Source organism: Natronomonas aquatica (assembly GCF_024449025.1).
In the GTDB taxonomy this organism is placed as follows: Archaea; Halobacteriota; Halobacteria; order Halobacteriales; family Haloarculaceae; genus Natronomonas; species Natronomonas aquatica.
The window spans coordinates 1-10,162 of sequence record NZ_JAHLKM010000051.1; the positions used below are offsets into that span (position 1 = coordinate 1).

The window sequence follows — 10,162 nt, forward strand, 5'->3', positions numbered from 1 at the left end:
CACGCTCTCTCTGCTGACCATCTTGGAGCCAGTTACGAACTCCACTTACAAAGTATTCACTGCTACAGATGAGCGATAAAAGATATATCGAACGCTCCAATCAGTATTTGAGCCTACGAGCCCGTTTTTATCCGGCGGGTTGTAGAAGGTTCAAGGCCATGCGTTGTTCCCGCCGTCGTGCGCTCCAACTCATCGGTACATCCGGGCTGATCACTGCAACCGCCGGATGCCTGAACTCCGGCAGTCTCGACGAGTATGCACTGGTCGCAAGCGAATTGAACCTGTCATCGATCGGGCCACCGTACTTGTGGCCCGATCCGACCGCCATCGAAGCGACTACACGAGTCGATTTCACGGACGAAACGAAAACACAGTATGTCGCCGAACTGTTCGATACTGGCAGGCTAACAGTCCAACAGTGGCCGCTCGTGCGGCGGGTACCGTGGGGAGAAGACACGGTGCCACGCCCGACGTTTCTCCAGCGGCAGGATACCTTTTATCAGGTCACAATTAGCGATGAGCAGTACCTCGAGCAGGAACGGTGGCACGTCGCAGTCGAACGTACTGACGAGACACCCCCGGACGACGCGACAGTCGAAGCCAGACCGTTCGATCTCTCGACACAGGACCAACGAGTGCTTGAGGCAGCACTCGACGCAGTTTATGCGGGTAACGATGGATTTCTCGGTACGCCTGAATTCGACGAACTACAGACTGTCGAGTACCATCGGGGACTTGACGCTGAAGCCAGTGCACTCGTCCCGGAACCGCCGTTTGGTTTCGTCGAAGTAAGCGATGAACACTTCCAGCTCATCACGGAGCAACGGACTGTCCGCGTCCCGGAATGGACCTATACTGTTCAGGAGATCGCAGGGAACCGCGAGGAATTCACCGAGTTTGCGAGCGATGCGATCCAGGAATTCGATCTGCATTCCAGCGACCTCTCGGAATCTGCCCGTAGCGTGATAGAAGACGCTATCAGCGAAGAGGATCCTCGCCGATACGAAGAGGGCACACCGCCATCGGACGCACTCTCTGAGGTCCTGGAAGCACTCGGAATCGCCGGCGATCTCCAGCCGATAGACAGCTACGATGACCAAGTCCGTTTTCGTGATGTCGTCGCCGAGTACGAGAACTCAGTCTATCGGTTTGGGCTCGTCGTAACTTCCTAAAGAATAACTCGGAGACAAGGGCCTTGCTCGCAAGTCGAATGCAGGGCTTGCCCCCGAGGCGAGTCAACCTCTGAGCGCTTCGACCGGTCGGTCGTTTGCAGCCTTCCAAGCCGGGTAGATACCGCTCAGCACCGAGGCCCCGACCGCGAATCCGAACCCGTAGACGAGATACCGCAGGCTCGCCCACGTGAGTACGCCCATCGGATCCCCAGTGATCAACTGAAACGCGACGAATCCGATCGCAAGCGAGACGACGACACCGACGAGGCCGCCGACGATACCGAGGAAGGCAGCCTCAGTGAGGATCATCCGGAGGATCTCTCCGCGACGGATCCCGACCGCTCTGAGTACGCCGATCTCGCCCCGGCGCTCGATCGTGCTCATCAACATCACGTTCAGGATAGCCACACTCGCCACGATCAGCGAAATCGACCCGATTCCGAGCAGCGCGACCTGGAGTGTGTCGAGGAACGACCCGATGCTTTCCTGGGCGTCCGCGAAGTTCGTGATGCTGAGTTCTTCGTTCTCATCGCGACCGTCCCGGTTGAAACGCTCGTTGAGCGTCTCGGTGATAGCGACCGCCGCATCGCCGTCTGCGGCAACGATCGTGACGGTGTCGTAGTGATCCTGATCGATCGCCGAAAGTGGCACGACGAGTTCGTCACCGCCGCCGCCAAACCCCTGTTCGGATCCGATGAGCCCGCGAATTCGGTAGACGTTGCCGTTGTATTCGATCGGATCCCCGAGTTCGAGCCCGAGTTCTCGGGCGGTGCTGTTGGTGAGCAACGCCCCGTTCTGTAACTGCGTTGGGGCCTCTCCAGAGGAGACATCGTACAGAACGTCGGGCTTCGTCACGGCGGTGACGCTCACGCGAGCACTTCGCCCCCGTGAGGACACTGTCGTGGCGTCCGTCCGCTGTGGGACTACTTCGGCGTCGGTCACCAGTCCCCGGATTTCCTCGGTTTGCTCCCGAGAGACGCCCTCTTCGTCGCTATCGGCGCCGGAAGAAACGGTGACTTCGTTGGCGAGGCTGCCAAGATCCGCCGTCGCCTGCTGTTGGAGCGCCGCTCCGGCGATCCCGAGTGAGGCGATGGCGACAACCCCGATCAGGATACCGAGCGCTGCCAGTGCGGTCCGGACACGATTTCGTCCGAGGTTCCGCCAGGCCATCTGTGCGCTTGGGAACCGACGTAGGATCCCGGTAATACCGCTCATTGTCCCTCGATTTTCCCGTCGACCAGTCGGACCGTCCGATCGGCGTATTCGACGAGCTGTTCGTCGTGGGTGACCGAGACGATCGCGATGTTTTCCTCGTCTTTGAGTCGCGTCAGTTCCTCTAGGATCGTTCGGCCAGTATCCCGATCGAGGTTCCCGGTCGGCTCGTCGGCGAGAACGATCTCCGGTTCGTTGATGAGCGAGCGAGCGATGGCGACACGTTGTCGTTGCCCCCCTGAGAGTTGGTCGGGTCGATGATCGAGTCGATCACCAAGGCCGACGCGTTCGAGGAGATCGATCGCCCGGTCGCGTCGATCGAGCGAGGTATCCCACCGCGATGGAAGTTCGACGTTCTCGACAGCGGTGAACATCGGCAACAGGTGATAATCCTGAAACACGAACCCGATTCCCGTTCGGCGTTCTTCGGTGAGTTCATCTTCAGTGAAGTCGGTCACGTCCCGCCCGTCGAGTCTGACGACGCCGGCGGTCGGCGTATCCAGCAGACCGATCATATTGAGAAGCGTACTCTTGCCCGAGCCAGAGGGACCGACGATCGTGACCATCCTCCCGCGTTCGGCGCTGAAATCGACGTCAGATAGCGCCACGACAGTCTCGCTTCCGCTCTCGTATTCCTTGCGGACACCGATGAGTTCGATGACGCTCATGTGTCACGCCGGCGGTAGAGTCCGACCCCGATAATCGCGACGAGCAACGCGACGCCCACACCGATCGCTATTGGGGGGATACCACCGGGTAATTCCCCGCTGGAGTCGTTTCGCTCCGTCGATCCGTCCCCGTTTTCGCCGGTCCCGGCGTTGCTCGTGGCTTCGATCGGCACTCGCTGTGTCGTGGTCACTTGATCGGTATCGACGATATATGTGACTTCGACGGGGATTGAGTCGGTCTCTGAGCCAACCTCGGCGGTGAGTTCGAACGTCGAAAACTCTCCGGTCTCGATCGTACCGAGATAGTAGTCACCGGACGGCGAGACAGGGCGTACGCTGTCGGTCTCCTCGACGCTCACGAGGACGGACTGGGCGTCGGTCCCTCCGACGTTCGCGGCATCGCCGTCGATCAGCACCCCACTTCCAGTCCGTTTCATCTCGACGCTGGTAAGCCGAACTTCTCCCGGGACCGAATACTTCACCGTATGGGTCGTGTCGGTGGTGTAGCGTTCGCCTTCGGCCACGTAGCTCGCATTGAACGTCACCGCCTCGCCGCGGTAGCCGTCCGTATCGAACGTGACGGATCGACTCGTTCCGGGTTCGGTTTCGGCGAGATACCGCGTATCGAGGGTGTCGTCGCCGACCGTTCCTGTCAGTTCGATCTCGCTGGTGTTCACGTTTCCGACGTTTTCCAACGTCACGGTCGTCGATCTGTTGTCCGCTGTCGTGGCTGACAGATCGGTCCTGACACGCAATTCGGAGACATCGATCGAGACGGGGTACTCGTACCCCCGTGTGGCCCCGCTCGGTTCTTCAATAAGCACCGAAACCTCAAGCTGCTTTTCACCGGCGGTTTCGAAACTGGTCGTGAGGGGGACCGAGATCGAGCCCCCCGGTCCGACCGATCCGACCTCCTGAACCCGTTGATATGTCTCGAGATCACTGGATTTACGGAGCGAAACCCGCTCGATACTGATCGGCCCGCTTGCGCTTTCCAGGTTATTGATTTCGACTTCGACGGTGACTTGCTCGCCGGTAACTGGATCGTTCGGCGAGACAGAGATACCGGAGAGATTCGAATTCGCCGACGCGATGGGAGCTGTACTGACCGTTACGCCGAATACGCCGATGACTACGACCACGGCGACCGCCAGAACTTCTCGACGAATCATCGTTTGTTACCCTGGTCCGGTGACTTCATTACTGATTGCCGAGAGCGGAGATTGCAGTACTGGAGGGCAAGTGTGTCGTCTGGAGGAGTCACAAATAAACCGCAGGGCGGCATGAAAAAACACTTGGCGGTTCTACAGGCTGAGCAGGGCGAGTGCCTCGGGGCTTGACCCCGGGGGTGAAGCCCGTCACCCTGTTTGAATTACCACGAAAACCGAAAATTTACAAACTATTGTTTCTAGGAAAAGTACGTTCAGAAATCGCTGACAAGCACTCTGGTGTTCCAATTTGACATCCACGGGGGCAGTCAGCAACTGCTAGATACTGGACAACTCGAAGCACGCCGCGTCGTCAACGAAATCTTCCGACTAGACGACGAAGGACACGATTGGGAAACCATTAAAGACGAAGTAGTCGAACGGTCAAACCACGTCAAAAACACCACTCAACGACTGTTCGACAAAGCAACAGACGCACTCGAACGGTACTACGACGAAGACGAATACGGGCATCCCCGACAGAACCACGACGAATCCTTCCCGATCCGGATGAATCACGGAGAAGGCTATCAACTCTCCGTGGATGAAGCGTCAGAAAGAGTCTCCTTCCGTGTTACTGCTCTGAAGCGGAACTTCGTCCGAGGAACACTCAAAAGCAGCCCACACGACATCGAGCGTGTGAAAACCGCGTTGACGGACGATAACTGGCGTGTCGGCACGGCAGAAGTTGTGCGGAAACGTGACCGGCACGAACTGCACGTCAACGTCACACACGAGACTGCCGAAGTCGCTGACAAAGAACACGCCAAGACGTTCATCGGAGTGGACGTGAACGAAGACTGCGTCGGATTATCCGCTGTCACTGAGTCAGGCGTCGAAGATTCAGTGGTAATCGAGTATCCAGACATCAAGAAAACGCGGCACGAGTACTTCACCGTCCGAAAGCGAATGCAGAGCGCCGGTCAAACCACGCTCGAAACCGAAGTTCAAGACGAAGAGCAGCGGTTTGTCCACAACCAACTCCACCAAGTGTCACGGAACATTGTGGAGTGGGCACAGCAATTCGAGGATCCTGTCATCGTCTTTGAAGACCTCAAAGACATGCGTGACGACATCAACTACGGGACTCGAATGAACCGGCGACTGCACTCATTGCCTTTCGCACAACTCCAAGACTTCGTGTCGTACAAAGCCGCGTGGCAAGGAATCCCTTCCGAGAAAATCGATCCTGAGTACACGAGTCAGGAATGCGTTGACTGTGGGCATACGACTCGCTCAAACCGCAATGGAAAGCGGTTCCAGTGCGTTCACTGTGGATTCCAAGACCATGCAGATCGCAAAGCGGCGTTGCTGATATGTGCGAAAGGTTTGGAGAAGTTGAATCGGAATGTGCCTGCTCTCAACAATCCTCCCTTTGTGAGGGTGCGACGGCATGGCAACGGGCTGAGTGAACCAGCCGACCACGACCCTGTTTCATCCGTTCGAGGCTATCAGACCGATGGTGAAACAGGGAGTGTTAGCGATTAATCCGTGGGAAGAAGCCTCGAGGCTTGACCCCGAGGCAGTTCACACGGCGGGAAGATAACCCACTTTAGCCAGTATGGGTACTACCTGATTGCTGGATTAATATTCAGTGGCGTCTACGTTCTTACCGGGGAACTTGGCCTCAGTATCGGCTTTCACGTGTTCTATAATTTCACCCAGAGTGCGATATTCGGACTGGGACACTCACAGCAGACGCCGGAACTAATCGCCGTTGACCTCGTCGGCCCATCACGCTGGGTCGGAGAGGAGGGGTTGGTCTTTGTCGGCTTCGCTATCCTCGGTGGCCTGCTACTGGTCGCATATATCCGCTGGCGAGATGGATCACTCGAACTCGACGGTCGCGTAACTGGCTACACTGGCCGATAATCCCCACCGATCAACACCTATGCCAGCCGCATTTCTCTATCACACCCCGGTCGATCACACGCCGCGCTGATGGACGAACACCGTGGTTAACCACGAGCAGCAGGCCGACGTGCTCCAGACAGTCTCCTCCAACACAGCATAGCAAATACTGGCGGCGCTTGAGGACGGACCGGCGACGACTTCAATTATTGCCGACGCTATCGCTACATCCATCCAGAACGCTGCGCATCCTCCTGATCACCTTCGTGGAGCTGGCTTCCTTGAGGCTGTGGACACATGGTATTCTTGAAAAGGAACGGAGATGACCGTTCATGCACTCTCCGTCGAAAAGTTACTCATTCAACTCGGATAATCCATTCCGGAAGGACAGCGTCGATACTGAACGGTGAGTCAGCAGACGACATACTCCAAGCTCAAACGCAGCTTGGAGTCTTCGCTACGTCTTTTTGTATCCGAAGTGTACGTGACGGTGCCGTCAACCGCCCACCGTTACCCGCACAAGCCCCCACACTATCCCTCACCTGCACCCACCGGCGAGTTCTCCCGAGGCGGTTGTCGGCTATTTGCCCCTCTTCGGGCGGCCAAGGCTACCCTCCGGAGAGCATCGGACAGAATACGTTTCATATTCGTGTCAGAAATACCGTGAGAGATACGGAGTCTTCGTCAACCCTGATCGGTTCACCCCGCAGCGTAGATCGCGTAATTGAGCACGACCGCGAACGACACCCATGCGAGATACGGAACCAACAATACAGCTGCCGTACGACTGACGCGGGAGAACACGATAATGGTGGCAACGATTGCGACCCACAGCATACCGATCACGACGAGCCCCAGACCAGCTCGCTGAAGCCCGAAGAAAACTGGTGTCCAAGCCAGATTCAGCGCGAACTGGATGGCGAATGTGCCGAACGCAACTCGGACGGGGCGTTGATCCGTTCCATGCCGCCAGACGATGAACAAGGCCACCCCCATTAGTGTGAACAGGAGCGTCCAGACGATCGGAAAGAGAATTTCCGGTGGGTAGAACCATGGGCGATCGATCCAGTTCGTATCCGCCCCAGCGAACACCGCCGGTAATGCCCCGAGCGCGTTCACCGACAGAATCACGCCGAGGGCGATAAGCCCCTCATGAGTCGTCAGCCCGAAGCGCTGAAACATATCTCCCCTACTCAACGGATACGGGTAGTGGTTGCGTCCAGAGAGACTCAGCGTGCTGGCTGAGTAGTGTGCTGTCGAAACTACACCCCAGTTCAGGAAACAATCCCCTGGACGTAGATGTGCGCATAGGCGCTTGCCCACAGGATGGAAAGTAGTTCACCGACACTCGAAGAGAGCACGCTCAAAACGGGATTCAGCGGGGCCAAACTCGTCCCCATCCCGGGAAGGTATGTTGGGAGATAGAAGCTGAGTGCACTTCCAACAGCGATCATCCCTACAAGCACGAATTTCCCTCGGTAGTTCGTCGTGATGCGCCAACTCACCCGGAATGATTTGAGCGGGCTGTACTGGCCGATGACACACGCCTCAAGTGCGAACCAGAACTTGAACAGAAGAAGAAAAAACGGCACGGCAAAGGCGACCCCACCGACCGCTGCAACAACGGGAAACCCCACAATATCCACAGGATTCCCTGGGATCGCACCGGCCAGAATCAAGAGCGGAAGAACCACGAGAAACGGAACCGTCATCACGAAAAGCACGGTGAGAACGATAACGCCGACTAACGCTGGTGTCCGGGCGATGCTTCGACGCAGCCCCTCGCGTCCGGTGACGGGATCGCCAGTCAGTTCGCCGGCAACGATCGTTCCCACGTAAGCGCGGATCATGATGATGAATGCAAACGCTGTCAGCGTCTCGAGGATGCCGACTGCGGGCATCGGAAGCACACCGATACTGTCTGTTTCGAGGAGCCGATTGGCCGAGATGATCACGCCCGCAAAAACGATGATCGACGGGTAGGATCGAAACAGGCGGACGGACCAGACTAACGTATCGAGAACGCTTCGACGAGTTGCGGTCGTCTCGATATTGCGGCATTCGAGACATCCACACCCATCGATATCGTCTCGGGCCTTGATCGTCGGTGCCACGTCATACGCAGTTATCCTGTCACCGGTAGAAGTGCTTCGGATCGGTGCGTCGGTGTGTTCGCTCATTCGGCAGTGACGAGCTGGGAGATGGATTCACCAGCGGCAAGCAGGACCGATGGCGGGCCGAGCAGCGAGGCGAAGGACTTGAACGCACGTTTGAGACTCGGCCTATCGTCTTCGGTGCCGAGAAAGAGCAGCGTCGGATCTTCAGAGACGACGTACACACTCATCTCACGGCCTTTCTCCGAATAGCAGGTGTCAGTAACTTCGATCAGTCCAGTTTCTTCGAGATTATCCAGGTGGTAGTGGACGTTCTGTACGCTCTGGTCGAGTTGGTCGGCGATCCGCGATGGGGTCGCTGGCGTCTCGTTGAGCAACCGGAAGATCTCGTAGGCGGTTTCGGAAGATAAGGCCTCGATCACGTCTCGCGTTGCATCGTCGTTGAGACTCAGTACGGCCGGCGTATCGCTTCGTTCGACAGCGGCGTCCGTTTGCGTCGGGAGGAGTCGTGCCATGATTGGTTAGTTTCGTTGGTTTCCGTGGATCGCGGTTGCGGGGATCTGATTCGATCGATGGCTGTTCGAAACTATCGTTCGTAATTGTTGGTAGGTGTTTCTGTTGCTTTTGGGTCGGCCGGCGAGATACCGATCAATCGTGTGTAGTAGGCCGTGTACACCGTATAAAAGTACGCGAATCCGACTGCCGAAAGGACAATCCCGATCGGGAGTAGGACAGCGGTCCGAATCCCGGGATCGATCGGTAATACATCAGTCGGAGCGGCATCTGTCAGCGTCAACTGGAGCAGGTATTCGGGAACGAAAAAGATGCTCAATAGGGCGAGCCACGCCAGCGAAAATCCGACGACGCTTTTCAGATTCGAGCGAACGAGCCAGATGCTTCTCCGGAATGCATCAGTAACGCTCTTGTTTTCGATGACGATCGCGGTGTCGTAAAATTGCACGAACATCAGAACGACGAGGATCGACACCAACCAGAGAAGCAGAGAGATGACGCCTGCGACAAACGCAGCCATCTGGTTAATCACGCCGAGTGCCATCGTCCCAATACCGAGGACGAACCCGACGATCCCGAGTCCGATGGTAGTTCCAAAGACGAGTAGCACGAACAGCACGGTTACAAGAAAGACTCGGAGGTAATGAGTCCGAGCTGCTGTGAGAAATCCGATCAGCGACGCGTCTGTTCCGTCGGTCGCAGCTCGCGTAGTGCCGATGAACCCACCGAGAACGAACGGGAAGACGAGCAACCACACGAGCGGGGTACCTGCCGAGAGGAGCGGTGACTTTATCAGGTGATCGACGTATTGTAGTTGGCTGCCCACCCCGGCGAGGAGGCCGGCGACGAGCAGGATTGGACTTGCGCTGAGGGGGGTCAATCCATCGTTGAATGCGGGAACCGCTATCATCGTATCTTCGGCATTACTGCTGTCACATATTAGCTCAAGCGTAGTATCAAAATCAGATTGTCGGTACTTCCCAACCGGCGTAATCAGTGCAATTGAATCGCCGAGTTGACCACGAGAAAGTGTCTGGGTCTGGATGTGTTCAATATCCCCGACCCAGACGGATACCTTTCGGCGTCGGACGTGAAAGACGTAGCGGAAGAAGTCATCTCTCCACTCCCGTTGCCGGGTGTCGAGGGGAGCCCCCTCGACCCCGGCGACATCTGGCTCGTCGTCATCTTGGCCTGCGTCAACCAGACCTCGATTTGGGAAACCTGCAACGACACCAACGGAACGCCGTGTGACGACACCGTCTTCACATGGCTCCATACCCTTGACCGGGACTGGCTTGAGTTCGTCGCTAACCTTCTACTCGGACGCCTCGCTATGACGATTCTCGACCGGTCAGGGTCGAGAATCGTCTCCATCGACTTCATCGACAACCCCTACCACGGTGAGCACTATGCCGACGAAGGCG

General features: G+C 57.1%; 9 protein-coding genes and 1 pseudogene. 3 read left to right on the top strand and 7 right to left on the bottom strand.

Features of this window, described 5'->3' with window-relative positions; genetic code table 11:
* Positions 1–158 precede the first annotated feature (158 nt).
* Positions 159–1,172: a hypothetical protein gene (locus KM295_RS16200; protein ID WP_418904820.1), complete on the top strand. Its 1,014-nt coding sequence runs from the start codon at positions 159–161 to the stop codon at positions 1,170–1,172.
* A gap of 63 nt (positions 1,173–1,235) precedes the next feature.
* Here the strand turns inward: KM295_RS16200 and KM295_RS16205 are convergent, their stop codons facing one another.
* The 3 genes from KM295_RS16205 to KM295_RS16215 are packed head-to-tail and all read right to left on the bottom strand — an operon-like array spanning position 1,236 to position 4,194.
* A complete protein-coding gene (locus KM295_RS16205; protein WP_256031291.1) occupies positions 1,236–2,387 on the bottom strand; it encodes an ABC transporter permease in 1,152 nt (383 codons plus the stop codon).
* Positions 2,384–3,052, bottom strand: a complete 669-nt coding sequence (locus KM295_RS16210) for an ABC transporter ATP-binding protein (protein WP_256031294.1) — start codon at positions 3,050–3,052, stop codon at positions 2,384–2,386. Before KM295_RS16210 ends, KM295_RS16205 begins: the two co-directional genes overlap by 4 nt.
* A complete protein-coding gene (locus tag KM295_RS16215; RefSeq protein WP_256031295.1) occupies positions 3,049–4,194 on the bottom strand; it encodes a COG1361 family protein in 1,146 nt (381 codons plus the stop codon). Before KM295_RS16215 ends, KM295_RS16210 begins: the two co-directional genes overlap by 4 nt.
* A gap of 306 nt (positions 4,195–4,500) precedes the next feature.
* On the opposite strand from KM295_RS16215, the gene KM295_RS16220 reads away from it, so the two are divergent.
* The gene (locus KM295_RS16220) at positions 4,501–5,748 is read left to right on the top strand and encodes an RNA-guided endonuclease InsQ/TnpB family protein (RefSeq protein ID WP_256031296.1); all 1,248 of its coding nucleotides are present in this window, start codon (positions 4,501–4,503) and stop codon (positions 5,746–5,748) included.
* A gap of 1,062 nt (positions 5,749–6,810) precedes the next feature.
* On the opposite strand, the gene KM295_RS16225 is transcribed toward KM295_RS16220, so the two are convergent.
* The 4 genes from KM295_RS16225 to KM295_RS16240 all read right to left on the bottom strand — a co-directional run bounded on the left by KM295_RS16225 (position 6,811) and on the right by KM295_RS16240 (position 9,648).
* Complete coding sequence (locus KM295_RS16225; RefSeq protein WP_256031299.1) at positions 6,811–7,293, bottom strand: TspO/MBR family protein; 483 nt, start codon at positions 7,291–7,293, stop codon at positions 6,811–6,813.
* Between the two features lie 92 nt (positions 7,294–7,385).
* Positions 7,386–8,291: a hypothetical protein gene (locus KM295_RS16230; RefSeq protein ID WP_256031301.1), complete on the bottom strand. Its 906-nt coding sequence runs from the start codon at positions 8,289–8,291 to the stop codon at positions 7,386–7,388.
* Positions 8,288–8,740 (bottom strand): ArsR/SmtB family transcription factor, encoded by a 453-nt coding sequence (locus KM295_RS16235; RefSeq protein ID WP_256031310.1) that lies wholly within the window; start codon positions 8,738–8,740, stop codon positions 8,288–8,290. Before KM295_RS16235 ends, KM295_RS16230 begins: the two co-directional genes overlap by 4 nt.
* 71 nt (positions 8,741–8,811) lie before the next feature.
* Positions 8,812–9,648: a DUF7847 domain-containing protein gene (locus tag KM295_RS16240; protein ID WP_256031313.1), complete on the bottom strand. Its 837-nt coding sequence runs from the start codon at positions 9,646–9,648 to the stop codon at positions 8,812–8,814.
* A gap of 135 nt (positions 9,649–9,783) precedes the next feature.
* Here KM295_RS16240 and KM295_RS16245 point away from each other — a divergent pair.
* Positions 9,784–10,162: pseudogene (locus KM295_RS16245) on the top strand (ISH3 family transposase); the annotation flags it as partial.

Coding starts and splice junctions, on each gene's coding strand:
- KM295_RS16240 (WP_256031313.1), bottom strand. CDS start 9,648: ATGATAGCGGTTCCCGCATTCAACGATGGATTGACCCCCCTCAGCGCA.
- KM295_RS16230 (WP_256031301.1), bottom strand. CDS start 8,291: ATGAGCGAACACACCGACGCACCGATCCGAAGCACTTCTACCGGTGAC.
- KM295_RS16200 (WP_418904820.1), top strand. CDS start 159: ATGCGTTGTTCCCGCCGTCGTGCGCTCCAACTCATCGGTACATCCGGG.
- KM295_RS16210 (WP_256031294.1), bottom strand. CDS start 3,052: ATGAGCGTCATCGAACTCATCGGTGTCCGCAAGGAATACGAGAGCGGA.
- KM295_RS16225 (WP_256031299.1), bottom strand. CDS start 7,293: ATGTTTCAGCGCTTCGGGCTGACGACTCATGAGGGGCTTATCGCCCTC.
- KM295_RS16235 (WP_256031310.1), bottom strand. CDS start 8,740: ATGGCACGACTCCTCCCGACGCAAACGGACGCCGCTGTCGAACGAAGC.
- KM295_RS16205 (WP_256031291.1), bottom strand. CDS start 2,387: ATGAGCGGTATTACCGGGATCCTACGTCGGTTCCCAAGCGCACAGATG.